Source organism: Phycisphaeraceae bacterium, assembly GCA_019636555.1.
Classification (GTDB): Bacteria; Planctomycetota; Phycisphaerae; order Phycisphaerales; family UBA1924; genus JAFEBO01.
The window spans coordinates 2,551,639-2,563,810 of the sequence record JAHBXH010000001.1; the positions used below are offsets into that span (position 1 = coordinate 2,551,639).

The following is a 12,172-nucleotide window of genomic DNA, read 5'->3' on the forward strand; positions in this document are numbered from 1 at the left end:
CCACGAATTCGATCAACCCGCCTGCTTCACCGGCGGCTTGGCTTCAATGGAAGAGTCCAGAATCTCGTTGATTCGCACACAGAAATTATCGTTTAATACCAGCACCTCGCCTCGTGCGACATGTCGCTCGTTGACGTAGATGTCGACGGGGTCGCCCGCGAGCTTGTCCAGTTCCACCACGGCTCCGTCCGCAAGACGCAGAACATCTTCGACGAGCATGCGGGTGCGCCCCAGCTCGATCTTCACCTGAAGCGCCACGTCGCACAGCAAGTCGATGCTCGCAGGAGCCCCATTCCCGGTCCCCCCGGAAAAAGCGGGAAGATCAACTGGCTTGGCGTCGCCCCCAGCCTCGCCGGGCGAAAGACCGGAACCTGGAGAATTGGGCGTCGCGGGGGCTGCTGCCTGCGGCACTTCAACCGACTGTTGCGGCTGGACCGGCGGAGTATTTTCAGCCGGTTTTCCGGTCGGCGTTGCAGCGGGCTCGCCTGAATTTGAAAGTTCTTCGGCCATCCTGGCCTCTCTCAACCGTGCGCAACCGGCGCGACGACGGCGCGGCACATCCTGTGCCGCAATGGTGCATCGGCGACGCAGTATTCCCCGCGCCAGAATTCAACGCCGGTCCTGCGCGATTCGCGCATCGAGCACGCCCGCAGCGCAAAGCATGCGCAGGCGCTTAGTCGGCGGCGCTCCGGATCTTGACCGGCGCGTTCGTCGTCCGGATGCTCGAGGTTTCAGTTCCCTCGCCGATCGAAATCTTCATTGTCGCCTCGTCCCATCCCTTGTTTCCAGAATCGGAAAGCACTTTGGCCGAATTGGGCGCGGAGATTGTTCCGTTGGATGTCGCGATCGACACCACCCCGGAAAATGCACGATCGAAACCGACCGTGACCGGACCGTTTGTGGTTTGGATCTGGAATGGATGAGCGGAGCCGGACAATTGCACCGGGCCGTTGGATGACGTGATCGAGACCCTGCCGCTCAGCGACGCAACCGTCACCGCACCGTTGCTTGTCCGCACGGTCGCATCGCCGTCGTGATCCTTCACAACCACGCCTCCGTTGCTCGTGTCGAGCGACGCGATGCCCGCCGTGCCGCGGATGCTCAGCGCTCCATTGGAAGCGGAGAGATTGACATTCTTTGCCCCGGGCACCTCGATCACCAGCGAACATCCTTCTCCTTGTGCAGACTCAGGGAAGTCAACACGGATGTCGTTTCCGGTCGCGGGATCGTTCGACGCGGAGATTCGCACGGCTTCAAGACGTTCTTTGTGCTTCGCGTAGACGGTCGCCTTGATCCGCAGCTCGCTCGAATCGGTCGGAATAACCTCAATGCTTCCATTCGAAGTCTTCACGGTCAGAGGCAATCCGGGTGCGGTGGCGACTTTGAGCTCTCGCGTCTCCGTGATTTTGTCGGCGCTCGGAGCGCTCGCAAAGAGCAGGACGGAAGCCCCAACCAATCCGGTCAGTGATGTCATTCGCATGTGTGGCTCTCCAGAGGTTGCACTTGGCGCGCGTCGGACAACCTGCCTAGATGCCCGAGACGCGACGAAACGTCGCCCAGCGGACAGGAAATCAGCGGGATCCGGTCGAAACCTGCGAGTCGGCTATCGCGTGGGATGTGATCGAAATCGATCCGTTGGACGTCCTGGCCGAAGAGGCGCCGCCACCCGTCCCGAACCGCAACGAAGCAGACCGATTGGACTCCATTTCGCGGACTTCCATCGGCGAATCAAACCGAATCCTGCCGTTGGATGTTGAGAGTCGAAGATCACCCGCGAAATGACGACCGATCGCAAGATCGATGTTGCCGTTGGAAGTGCGGATTTGCAAAGGCCCGGTTGAATCGTCCGCGAGATGAACGGTCGCCGAGGCGTTGGACGTCGAAGCGAAGGCGCGCCCGGAAATATTGATGAGATCGATCGATCCGTTGGTTGTGCTCGCGTCCGCAGACCCCGCGATGTCTCTCAATTCGATCCGCCCGTTCGCCGTCGTTGCGTTTACATCGCCAGACTGATTCGTCACGCGTATCGAGCCATTGGAAGTGTCGAGTTCAGCGTGGCCGCCGCAGTCTCGAAGCGAAATGCGCCCGTTGGATGTCGCGACATTGATGCTTCCGGGGCTTGGAGCGTCGATGCGGAAGCTGCAACCTTCGCCGGATTGCGGACGGCCGTTCGGCCACTCCACGCGAACATTGAGTCGGTCGCCGACCGGCTCGGCGACCACGCGAGCCTCATCCAGGCGCTCCTGAGTGCGGGCGTGCAGAGTTGCGGTGACCACCGCTCCCTCCGTTCCCGCATTGCTGTTATTTGCGGAAGCAATTTCAACGCTGCCGTTGCGCGTCTGGACATCGACTCCCGCGCCAGACTGAATAGGCACGCGCACAGTTCGCGTCTCTGAGTACCGGGGATTGTCGCTGAGGCCGTTGGCCACGATGATGCACCCAGGCAATAGGGAAGAGGCAACCAACCCAAGCGTCAAGGCACCGCATCGGAATGTAGCACGGGTCTTCATGAAACCTCCATGGAGTCGGGATCACCAATCCCGCGGGCGCGGGTCTTCCGTTCCTTGGGAAGGCTCTGGGGCGAATTGCAGCCGATTCTCCGGTTTGCCCGTCTCCTACGCTCGCAGCCGGTGTCGTTTCCCCACTGCCTCGCTCTGCCGTCGTTTTCCATGATCCAACCGCCAAAAGACTATTCGTTCAGCCGCGCCCCCCGTTCGACCGACGTCACCCAGTGGCGGAGCGGCATTGCTCGGAAATTGCAGGACGGCGGTTTCCGATTCCGTGATCCCGAATTCTGCACGATTCCGCTCGCTCCTTTTCCCGCCTACACCCGCCAGCCGACGGAAACGGAGGTGCGTCGCAGCGACTTACGTGCCGAAATCCCGAGTTCGACGGTATCGGTTCGCTTTGCGCAGGTCCGCGGCTGGAGCGCGGCGTTTGTGCAAATCGAAGCCGGAACAAGCCTTTACGGAACCGGCGAACAGCCGGGAAGACTAAACAGGTTGGGAACGCGCCGGGATATCTGGACGACTGATTGCTTCAGTTACGAGGACACCATGCCTGCGCTCTACCAGGCGCACCCTTGGGTTCTTGCGGTACGAAAGGATGGATCGGCCTTCGGGATCATCTTCGAATCCACCCACCGGGCCACCATCGACCTCCGCGACGGGATTTTCTTCGCCGCTCAGTATTCAGACCGCGACACACAGAGCCCCGGTGTTGTCGTTCTCGAAGGCCGAGACGCACAAGACGTCTTGCGTCAGTTGGCTTCGCTCGTGGGCAGGATGCCGATGCCGCCACGATGGGCGCTCCAATATCAGCAATGTCGGTGGAGCTACGAAACCGACTCACAGGTGCGCGCAGTCGCGGAGGGATTCCGGTCGCGCAAAATTCCCTGCGGCGTCATCTGGATGGATATCGACTACATGTTCGGCTTCCGATGCTTCACATTCGACACGCACAAGTTCCCGGATCCACGCGGGCTCAACGACCATCTGCACCGAATCGGATTCAAGAGCGTGTGGATGATCGATCCCGGGCTGATGACCGACGACCACTATCCGGCCTATCGAGCCGGAAAGCACGGCGATCATTTCGTCAAGAATCGCTGGGGGTACGACTTCGTCGGCAAAGTGTGGCCGGGTCCGTGTTCATTCCCCGATTTCACGCGCAGACGCACGCGGGAATGGTGGGCGACGCTCTACGCCGAGTTCATGGCGACGGGCATCGACGGCGTTTGGAACGACATGAACGAGCCCGCGGTATTCGATGTCCCAAACAAGCAAATGCCCGAAAGCAACCGGCACGCCGCGGATGAAGATCTGGGCGGTCCCGGCACCCACCTGCGCTATCGCAACATCTACGGCATGCAGATGGTTCGCGCAAGCCGCGACGGGATTCAAAGGGCGAACCCGGAGAAACGACCGTTTGTGTTGACCCGTTCGAATTTTCTCGGGGGGCATCGATACGCGGCCACGTGGACCGGTGACAACAAAAGCAACTGGCGCCATCTGCGCTGGTCGATCCCGATGGTGCTGAACCTGGGCATGAGCGGCCAGCCATTCGTCGGGCCGGATATCGGCGGCTTTGCGGACAACGCCGACGGCGTGCTCTACGCGCGATGGATGGGAATCGGATCTCTGCTGCCGTTTGCGCGCGGTCACACTGTCCGAGATAGCGTGGCCCATGAACCATGGAGCTTCGGGCCAAGGTGCGAGCACACATGCAGGCTCGCCCTCGAGAGGCGAATCCGGCTCCTGCCTTTCTTGTACACGCTTTTCCGTGAATCGCACATGACCGGACTTCCGATCGCGCGCCCGCTCTTCTTCGCCGACGCCGCCGACCCTGCGCTCCGCAGCGTCGACGACGCGTTTCTGCTCGGAGACTCGCTGCTCGTTCGTTGCAATGTCTGGGAACCCGGAATGGGTGCAGCGCCGGCCAAACTTCCCGGAGGGCCCTCCGCCTGGCGAGCGTTCGAACCGCTCGAAATGGGCTGGCAGAACGCGCCTGGTTCAAAGGTTCTCGATGAAGATCTTCCAGAACTCTTTGTTCGAGCGGGCAGGATCATTCCGCTCGGGCCGCTCATGCAGTACGACGGCGAACGACCGTTCGATGTGCTCACGCTCGTCGTCGCTTTGGATGAAAACGGGGTCGCGTCGGGCGAGTACTACGAAGATTCGGGTGAAGGATTTGGTTTCGAAAAAGGCGATTTTGCCCAATTCAAGTTCGAAGCCCGCGAGACACCGAAGGGCGTTGAAGTCATCGCGAATAAGCTGGCGGGCGTTTTTCCGATTCCGGAGCGCCAGGTGGATGTCGTCGTGTTGCGGGAGGGGAGGCCTCCGGAACACGGAGGCTTTCGCCGCGGCTGAACGGTTGCAAGTCGAAAGAGACGAATAACTGGTTCCCAAAGCGAAAGCGAACTCTCGGAAGGATTCGGGCGCTGACAAAGGCGGTTTTCGGGCTGAAGGGGCCATTGGAAACGACCCGATAGAGCAGAAGTTGCCGGTTTCTCAACGGGAGCGCTTACGCGCTCCTTCCTTTATTGGATGGGCGTCGTGAGTGAGCAGCAGAATGTCCCGCCGGTTGACCCCGCGGCTCCCGAGCAGCCGGCGCCGACATGGCGTGATGCCTGGCAGATTCCGGTTCTTGTCGTATCGGCGGTATTGCTGGTCGTCGGCATTGCCGCGGTGATGTTCGCGCGCCCGGCCGTGGATGTCGCGCCTCGAATCGATGAAGCCGCGCAGCTTGTAGGGGCAGAAAAATTCGAGGATGCGCTGAAAATCCTGAACGAAGACGTGTGGCCCCAGATCGAAAAAGGAAAGCTGGCGCCCGGCGACGAAAAACGCTACCACCTGCTCGCGGCGCGATCAATCTATGAGGCCGCGACCCAACGCAAGCTGCTGAGAGCCGAAAACTTTGAGAATGTGATTCGGAGTTACGTGCGCGCCGAAGAACTCAAGCAGCGCCTCGAGCCGGCTGACATCGAACGATTCGCGCTGAGCCTCATGGCCCTCGATCGGCTCGACGAGGCCAAGCGGCGCATCGACACGATTCCGAGCGGCGACCAGGCTCGGAGAATCGCCCTTGTCCGCAAGCTCATCACCAAACTCCTCGCCAAGCCGGTCCCGGATCAGCAGGCCGCGACCGATCTTGTCGCGTGGTTGCTCTCGGAGCCGGCGCTGAGCGACTCCGACCGCGTCTGGGCGATGACGAGGCAAGCGGAATTGCGTCTGATCGGCGGGTATCGCGAGGAAGCGATACGGGGCATGCTTCAGCAATTGCCTCGCGTGGAGGAAAGCGCCGCGGAGGATCGTGCCGAATTGCTGGCGCTACTCGGGTGGGGATATATCGAAGATGGGAAGCACGCCGAAGCCGAAAAATGGCTGACGCGCGCGGAACGGCTCGCGGACGAACACGAGCCTTTGACGAGCAAGATTCGGCTGAACCTCGCCAGGGTGGCCGAGAGCAGAAGCGACTTTCAAGCGGCCAAAGAGCAATACCAAAGAGTCCTCGACGCACCCGGCAGCAAGCGGTTCCAGAGAGAAGCATTGCTCGGGCTCGCGGAAAGCCAGGCGTCGCTGGACGACATAGAGGCTTCGCTGGAGTCCTATTCCAAGCTCGCCGAGACGTTTCGGGACGCATCGCTGACAAGCTCGATTGATCGCGATCGCGTCGCGACAAGCTCGATCGCGCGCTTTCGTACAAGATTCGAAACCGGCGATGCTCGAACGGCGCTGCGTTTCGCATCCATTGCCGAATCTCTCTTCGCCCAGGGACGAGCGCCGGCCGATGTGGTGCTCGCGATTGGAGAGGCGAATCGAAAGCTTGCCGCAGAGGCGATCGCGGAGGCGACCGGCGGACAGCCCCGGGCTGGATTGGAAGATGTCGATCCCACCACGCGGAAGCGCGCGAGAGAGCATTATCTCGCCGCCGCCAACGCGCTCCGCGTTCACGCCGGCATCGTCGCGGGGCAAAACGGTCCGGGATATTCGGATTCGCTTTGGAATTCGGCCGATTGCTTCGACCGAGCCGGCGACCAGGACAAAGCGATCGCGCTTTTCAAGCAGTTCGCGGATGAATTCCCCACCGATCCGAGAATGGCCGAAGCCCGGTTTCGTTTGGCACGCTGCTATCAGGCTCGCGGCGATCTCGACCTTGCGGCGCAGGCCTATGAAGCACTCATCGCGACACGCGACGGCGCGCCGGGAGAACCCGGAAGCGGCCCGTTTGCCGACTTGAGCTACGTTCCACTGGCTCAGACTTATCTCGCGACCGGACAGCCCGAAGCGGTAACGAAGGCGACCCGGATGTTGAAAGCGGTCGTGAACGGAACAGTTGTGGGTGTTGATTCTCCCGGATTCCGCGACGCGCTCGCCGAATTGGGGACCATGTTCTATCGCAACGGCGAGCCCGAACGGGCGATCGAGAACATCGATGAGCTGCTCAAGCGATATCCCGACGAACACGGGATGGAACTGGCGAAATTCCGACTCGCCGACAGTTACCGGCTGTCTGCCGCCAAAATCGAGAATTCGATGGCGGACGGAATGCCGGATGAAGAACGCAGGAATCTCGAAAAGACGCGAACGGAGCGCCTCGAACATGCCGCGGCGGGCTTCGACGAAGTGCGGCGCGCACTCGATGCGAAGCCGAAAGACAAGCGGACGGCGGTGGAAGAAACGTACCTCCGCAATGCCTGCTTCTATCTGGGTGACTGCGCCTTTGCCTTGGGCGACTACGACGGCGCCATTCGCGCGTATACCGCCGCCCGCGACCGTTACCCGAGCGATCCTGCTTCGTTGGTCGCGATGATCCAAATCGTGAACGCCAACCTGCAGCGGGGCGATGTCAAAGCCGCGCTCACGGCGAACGAGCGCGCGAAGCGGTTCTATCGCGGGCTTCCTCCGGAAGTCTGGAATGACCCCAACTTGCCCATGAGCAAAGAGGATTGGGAGCGCTGGCTCGACGCCACCGACCGACTCGCGAACGGCGAGAGTCTGGACCACGAACGCCCCGAGTGACGAAATAGGAAGTCTGGAGGTCCACATGAACCAACCGGATCCGGGCGGGCGGCTTCTTTCCATGTTGGCGACGCAGCACGATCTGCTCGCCACCGTTGGCGAATTAAGTCTCGTCCAGGCGCGAGTGATCGAGGAAGACGAGCCCGAGCAACTTGTCGCGGTACTGGAGCAACGCTCCAAGGTACTGGAAAAAGCAACCGCATTGAGCCGCGAAATCGATGCCGGGATGGGGTCCTTGGCGCCGGACGATCCGCAGCTCGCGCTCATCCAACAAAGACGACGGGCCGTCGCCGACCTCGCACGCCAGATCGCGGAGACCGATCGACAGCACGGCGTCGCGCTCGCGCGCAAACGCGATGAGCTTGCGCGAGCTCTGGCCGGAATGAACTCGAGCCGTGCGGCAGCCACGGCGTACGCAGGTGCGCCCGGGCCGGTCGACCCGGGATTCCAGGATCGGAGCGCCTGATCTCGTTTCTTTTCTCTTTCTTTCCTCGGCGGAGCTCGAGGCCTCATGTCGCAAAGCAAGAATCTCAATGAATCCCCCGCTTCGGCCGCCGGTTGTTTACCGCCGCGGGCTGCCAATCACCCGCCGTTGACCTCGAACGATCTCGCGGAACTCATGTCGGCGTTTAACGCCGTCACCGGCCGGCTGCAGGAGACGCACGAGCAATTGCGGGGGGAAGTCGCCCGTTTGACGCGCGAATTGACCGAGGCGAATGAACAATTGGCCCGCACCAAGCGGCTGGCGGCGCTCGGTGAGATGGCGGCGGGGATTGCGCACGAGGTCCGCAATCCGCTCGGCTCGATCTCGCTCTTCGCCCGGATGCTGAAGGACGACCTGTCGGAGCGGCCTGTTCAACAAAAGCTCGCGGAGAAGATCATCGCCTCCGCCAAGGGCTTAAATGCTGTCGTCGGCGATGTCCTGACGTTCTCTCGCGAATTCCGGGTGCATAAGGAGGAGTCGCTCGCTTCCGAGATCGTCGACCGGGCACTCGAAGCCTGCCAGAACGACGGCGTTGAAGGCTGGGAAAAGATCGAGATCGTGCGGCACGATCGCAAATCGCCCTTTACGGTTTTGCTCGATTCGTCGCTCGCGGTACAGGCAATGACGAACATCATTCGTAACGCCATGGAGGCGATGATCGAGGCGAACGCACCGGAAAAAACTCTCGCGTTCGAGATCGGAAAGCAAAGCATCGCGGATGCCCAGGGAAAACGCCAACGTTTGATCGGATTCCGCGTGATCGATTCGGGCCCGGGCCTCAGCGACGAGGTCTTGCGCAGGATGTTTAATCCCTTTTTCACCACGCGCAAAGCCGGAACTGGACTCGGGTTGGCGATCGTCCACCGGATCATGGACGCGCACGGGGGACGAGTGATCGCCTCAAACGGACGGGATGGCGGCGCAACCGTGCAGTTGTTGTTTCCGCAAGCGGCGACACGAGCCGGCGGGGATCACCACTCGGGCCACGGAAAGGAACGCGCAGAAAGTTCTCGTGCCGAAGCGCTCGGACAGCCGATGGGTGACGTCGAGCAGAATTTGCCGCTCGTTGCCATCGCAGCCGGACCGGATCGGAGGCTATCCGGGGCTGCGTGAAAATGTGGCGCGAGAACGACGGAGTCGTGCGCATGCGCAGTGTGCTCGTAGTTGATGACAAGGAACTCATGCGGGACAGCGTCGGCGGGACGCTCGAGCGCGCCGGCTTTCTCGTGGCGACGGCCATGGATGCCCCAGCCGCGATCCAGCAGATCGCGGCGAAGCGGCCCGATGTCGTCGTCACCGACCTCAAGATGCCGGGGATGACCGGCATCGAGCTGCTTGAACGCATCCGGCAAATCGACGACGATCTTCCCGTCGTGCTGATGACGGCGTTCGGAACGATTGAAACCGCGGTCTCGGCCATCAAGCAGGGCGCCTTCGACTATCTCACCAAGCCCTTCGAGGGTGACGAGCTTGTCATCACGGTCAAACGCGCCGCCGAACACGGTCGCGTGCTGCGTGAAAACAAGCTCTTGCGGGCCGCGGCGGGGCTGAGCGAGAATTCGCCGGCGATGGAAGGCGCGGAACGCGCGGGCGGTCCGAATCTGCACGGAGTCGCACGGCTTGTCGGCGATTCCGAGCCAATCCGCAAGCTTCGTGACCAGATCCGCGCAATCGCGGTTTCCCAGGGAACGATTCTCGTTTCGGGCCCGTCCGGCTCCGGCAAAGAAGTCGTCGCACGAGCGATTCACGAGATGTCGTCCCGCAAGAGCGGACCTTTCCTCGCCGTCAACTGTGCCGCTCTCTCGGAGAGCCTGCTGGAAAGCGAACTCTTCGGGCACGAGAAGGGCGCATTTACCGGCGCGGACAAGCTCCGCAAGGGCCGATTCGAACTCGCGGACGGGGGCACTCTGCTGCTGGACGAAGTTTCCGAGGTTTCGCCCCGCATTCAGGCGAAACTGCTGCGAGTGTTGCAGGAGCGAACGTTCGAGCGCGTCGGGAGCAGCCTTTCGATCGGCGTCGATGTGCGCGTGATCGCGACGAGCAACCGCGACATGACCGCCGCGGTCGCCGCCGGAGAGTTCAGGCAGGACTTGTTTTTCCGGCTGAACGTGCTGCCGGTTCAGGTTCCCCCGCTCGCCGAGCGCGTAAGCGACGTCGGCGCTTTGGCGAATCACTTTGTTTCGATCGTCTGCAAGCGCGAGGGACGCGCGTGCCTCAAGCTCAGCCCGGAAGCCGTTCGTCTGCTCCAGGGATACGCGTGGCCAGGAAATGTGCGTGAGCTGCAGAACATCTGCGAGCGCGCGGTGGTACTGCTCAGCCGTGGCGACACCGACGAGCCGGTTACGGTCGGGCCGGAATCGCTCCATTCCTGGCTCAATGCCACGCCGGTTCGTGCGACGCCTCTGACGAATATCGGGGCGCCACCGGCCACCGCCCACATTCCCCCGGCCGCACAAGTCGAAGGAAAACCCACCGGTTCCAGCGGGCTCTCTTCCGTGATCCGCACGCTCGAAGAACTCGAACGCGAAGCGATCATCGAGGCTCTCCACAAGTTCAACGGTCACCGGCAAAGAACCGCGAGCGCCCTGGGAATTGGCGTTCGGACGCTCGGTCTGAAACTGAAGAAGTGGAAAGAGTTGCGCCTGGTCGAGGCAACGCTCTAGTTCACCGGGTCCAGTGAATCAAAGCCTGTCGCGTTCGGCAATCGTTGATTGCAGCGAGGGAATCAGGTGCTGACGGATCTCACCAACTCCGGCGCTATTCCGACTCTCTCGGCGGCCCTGCGCTTCGCCAGCGAGCGCCAGAAACTCATCGCACACAACATCGCCAATGTCGAGACGCCGAACTTCATTCAGCGCAACGTGCCGGTTTCCGAGTTTCAACGGGCACTTTCAGAAGCCGTGGAAAACCGACGGAGGCAAACCGGGGGAGAATCCGGGCCACTCGTTCTGCGGAATTCCGGCTCGATTGAAACTCGAGCGGACGGCACGATCGAACTCAGCCCGGAACGATCTTCGACATCGTCTGAGGGCGGCGTGCTTTTTCATGACAGGAACAATCGCGATCTCGAGCGTCTGATGCAGGACTCCGTTGAAAACGCGGCGTTCTACCGCATGAACGTGGATCTGCTCCGAACCAGATTCGACATTCTCAAGTCGGCGATTGCGCAGCGACCCTGAATATCGACTCAAGAGCAATTCGGCACGCCGATTGCCTGATAAGCCGCTCTGAGCGAACGCGACGGGGTTGTGAGGCGGAGTCGAAGACAGCAGGGAGCGTGAACGATGTACGGCGCCTTGGATATTTCAACGAGCGGAATGATGGCCCAGCGGGCGCGGATGGCGGCGATCGCGGCCAACATCGCCAACCGATCCACCATTCTCGACGACAAGGGCAACCTGAATCCGTATCGAGCTCGGAAAGTCGTTTTCGCCCCGGGCGACCCACAGGCGAGCACCCCCGAAGGACGCCTTCTGGGCGTGCATGTCGCGGCAATCGAGCTCGATCAGGGCGAATTCAACTACCGCTGGGACCCGACGAATCCCTACGCCATCCAGAAGGGCGATAAGCGTGGCTACGTTCCGGAGCCAAACGTCAATCCAGTGGTCGAGCAGTTGAACGCCATGGAGGCTGCCCGGGCTTATGAAGCGAACATCGTTTCCGCCGAAACAACCAAGCAGATGATGGCCCAGGCACTCCGTCTGCTAGCGTGAGCTATCGGGCGATTCTTCTGAGCCCGACTTCGGCGCGGGATTTGCGGTAGGAAGACCGAATCAAGCGATGGAGGCGTCGCGGTAACATCAGCCGGGTAGCGCGGGAAGGAGCCCGACGCACCGGAATGAAGAGGCATGAGAATGGCTGATCCGCTGGGATTTATTTCGGGTTCGCAGCCGGTGCGACCCTCCTTCTTGCAGGGTGGAGCTTCGACGTCGGCATCCGACGGCGCATCGTTCAAAGATGCCTTGATCAGCAACATCAAGCGGGTGGATGACCTGCAGCAGCAAGCCAATCGAGCGATGGAGGACATCGCAACCGGCAAACGCGACGATCTCGAAGGCGTCATCCTCGCGACACAGCAAGCGGATTCCGCTTTCCGAATGCTTCAGGCTGTGCGAAACCGCGTGATGGAAGCCTACGACGAGCTGAAACAGACGCGAGTCTGATCCGC

The 12,172-nt window shown here is 61.4% G+C and carries 11 protein-coding genes; 8 read left to right on the plus strand and 3 right to left on the minus strand.

Annotated elements, in window-relative coordinates; all coding sequences use genetic code 11:
• Window positions 1-12: 12 nt before the first annotated feature.
• The 3 genes from fliN to KF691_10900 form a co-directional block, all read right to left on the minus strand.
• On the minus strand, window positions 13-510 hold the full coding sequence (gene fliN, locus KF691_10890; GenBank protein MBX3389946.1) for a flagellar motor switch protein FliN: 498 nt from the start codon (window positions 508-510) through the stop codon (window positions 13-15).
• Window positions 511-673: 163 nt separating this feature from the next.
• Entirely contained in the window at window positions 674-1,480 is an 807-nt protein-coding gene (locus KF691_10895; protein MBX3389947.1) for a DUF4097 family beta strand repeat protein, read from the minus strand.
• A gap of 91 nt (window positions 1,481-1,571) precedes the next feature.
• Window positions 1,572-2,375 carry a DUF4097 family beta strand repeat protein gene (locus KF691_10900; GenBank protein MBX3389948.1) on the minus strand — a complete coding sequence of 268 codons (804 nt, stop codon included), beginning with the start codon at window positions 2,373-2,375 and terminating at the stop codon, window positions 1,572-1,574.
• 294 nt (window positions 2,376-2,669) lie between these two features.
• Between KF691_10900 and KF691_10905 the strand changes: the two genes are divergently transcribed.
• The 8 genes from KF691_10905 to fliE all read left to right on the plus strand — a co-directional run bounded on the left by KF691_10905 (window position 2,670) and on the right by fliE (window position 12,167).
• A complete protein-coding gene (locus tag KF691_10905; protein ID MBX3389949.1) occupies window positions 2,670-4,868 on the plus strand; it encodes a DUF5110 domain-containing protein in 2,199 nt (732 codons plus the stop codon).
• A gap of 186 nt (window positions 4,869-5,054) precedes the next feature.
• On the plus strand, window positions 5,055-7,520 hold the full coding sequence (locus KF691_10910; GenBank protein MBX3389950.1) for a tetratricopeptide repeat protein: 2,466 nt from the start codon (window positions 5,055-5,057) through the stop codon (window positions 7,518-7,520).
• 25 nt (window positions 7,521-7,545) lie between these two features.
• Window positions 7,546-7,986 carry a hypothetical protein gene (locus KF691_10915; GenBank protein ID MBX3389951.1) on the plus strand — a complete coding sequence of 147 codons (441 nt, stop codon included), beginning with the start codon at window positions 7,546-7,548 and terminating at the stop codon, window positions 7,984-7,986.
• 45 nt (window positions 7,987-8,031) lie between these two features.
• Window positions 8,032-9,117 carry a hypothetical protein gene (locus KF691_10920; protein ID MBX3389952.1) on the plus strand — a complete coding sequence of 362 codons (1,086 nt, stop codon included), beginning with the start codon at window positions 8,032-8,034 and terminating at the stop codon, window positions 9,115-9,117.
• A 32-nt stretch (window positions 9,118-9,149) separates the two neighbouring features.
• Window positions 9,150-10,667 carry a sigma-54-dependent Fis family transcriptional regulator gene (locus tag KF691_10925; GenBank protein MBX3389953.1) on the plus strand — a complete coding sequence of 506 codons (1,518 nt, stop codon included), beginning with the start codon at window positions 9,150-9,152 and terminating at the stop codon, window positions 10,665-10,667.
• A 66-nt stretch (window positions 10,668-10,733) separates the two neighbouring features.
• Complete coding sequence (locus KF691_10930; protein ID MBX3389954.1) at window positions 10,734-11,183, plus strand: hypothetical protein; 450 nt, start codon at window positions 10,734-10,736, stop codon at window positions 11,181-11,183.
• A gap of 105 nt (window positions 11,184-11,288) precedes the next feature.
• Window positions 11,289-11,717 (plus strand): flagellar basal body rod protein FlgC, encoded by a 429-nt coding sequence (flgC, locus tag KF691_10935; protein ID MBX3389955.1) that lies wholly within the window; start codon window positions 11,289-11,291, stop codon window positions 11,715-11,717.
• A 141-nt stretch (window positions 11,718-11,858) separates the two neighbouring features.
• On the plus strand, window positions 11,859-12,167 hold the full coding sequence (gene fliE / locus KF691_10940) for a flagellar hook-basal body complex protein FliE (protein MBX3389956.1): 309 nt from the start codon (window positions 11,859-11,861) through the stop codon (window positions 12,165-12,167).
• The last annotated feature ends 5 nt before the right edge of the window (window positions 12,168-12,172 follow it).

Bases quoted from the DNA above. Each gene is read 5' to 3' on its own strand.
- fliN (MBX3389946.1), bottom strand. From the start codon at position 510: ATGGCCGAAGAACTTTCAAATTCAGGCGAGCCCGCTGCAACGCCGACC.
- KF691_10895 (MBX3389947.1), bottom strand. From the start codon at position 1,480: ATGCGAATGACATCACTGACCGGATTGGTTGGGGCTTCCGTCCTGCTC.
- KF691_10905 (MBX3389949.1), top strand. From the start codon at position 2,670: ATGATCCAACCGCCAAAAGACTATTCGTTCAGCCGCGCCCCCCGTTCG.
- KF691_10915 (MBX3389951.1), top strand. From the start codon at position 7,546: ATGAACCAACCGGATCCGGGCGGGCGGCTTCTTTCCATGTTGGCGACG.
- KF691_10920 (MBX3389952.1), top strand. From the start codon at position 8,032: ATGTCGCAAAGCAAGAATCTCAATGAATCCCCCGCTTCGGCCGCCGGT.
- KF691_10925 (MBX3389953.1), top strand. From the start codon at position 9,150: ATGCGCAGTGTGCTCGTAGTTGATGACAAGGAACTCATGCGGGACAGC.
- flgC (MBX3389955.1), top strand. From the start codon at position 11,289: ATGTACGGCGCCTTGGATATTTCAACGAGCGGAATGATGGCCCAGCGG.
- fliE (MBX3389956.1), top strand. From the start codon at position 11,859: ATGGCTGATCCGCTGGGATTTATTTCGGGTTCGCAGCCGGTGCGACCC.